The organism is Gluconobacter sp. P5H9_a (genome assembly GCF_018812085.1).
Taxonomy (GTDB): Bacteria; Pseudomonadota; Alphaproteobacteria; order Acetobacterales; family Acetobacteraceae; genus Gluconobacter.
On sequence record NZ_JACRVW010000069.1, the window covers coordinates 1 to 577 of the forward strand.

The following is a 577-nucleotide window of genomic DNA, read 5'->3' on the forward strand; positions in this document are numbered from 1 at the left end:
GATATATATCTTCCTGCCCATTTTTCTATAATATGCTTTAGAGCTCTACTGTGTTTTGGTTTTGTTTTTATTGTTGTCTGAGCATCTGATATATATCTTCCTGCCCATTTTTCTATAATATGCTTTAGAGCTCTACTGTGTTTTGGTTTTGTTTTTATTGTTGTCTGAGCATCTAACCATTCATACGCCATCCTAATACAGTCTTCATGCTCGTGAAGAATGTCTGATGGATGTTGGTACTTGAAGCCAATTTTGGCATCGTTAATTTCTTTGTCAGTAAGCACTGTATCATTTCCTCTTATCAAAATACTTAACCAAATATGGTAATGTTAGATGTCACGAACATGGGGCGGCTTTTACACCGCTCCAGAGCAACATCAGAAGTATTTTCGTGGCTAAAATACTCCTTGTCCGCTGAGCAAGCAGATGAGCATAGCACAGAGCCGAACAGACCCGGAGCGAGCGCAGCGCGGGAGCGGCGTAGCCCGCCCGTCAGGGCGTCTGCATCAGTGATAGTTAAGGACCCACAGGCGTGAGTGCTGGTCGCAAGTCCAGCTATGCCCGGCAATTCTAGGGG

2 protein-coding genes are annotated in these 577 nt (G+C 44.2%); both read right to left on the reverse strand.

The genetic code is table 11. The features are described from left to right. The coding region (locus KP708_RS15510; protein ID WP_215757257.1) for a hypothetical protein at positions 1-284 on the reverse strand (284 nt) is incomplete at its 3' end. 26 nt (positions 285-310) lie between these two features. Beyond that, a partial coding sequence (locus KP708_RS15515) for a hypothetical protein (protein WP_215757258.1) occupies positions 311-577 on the reverse strand: 267 nt, incomplete at its 5' end.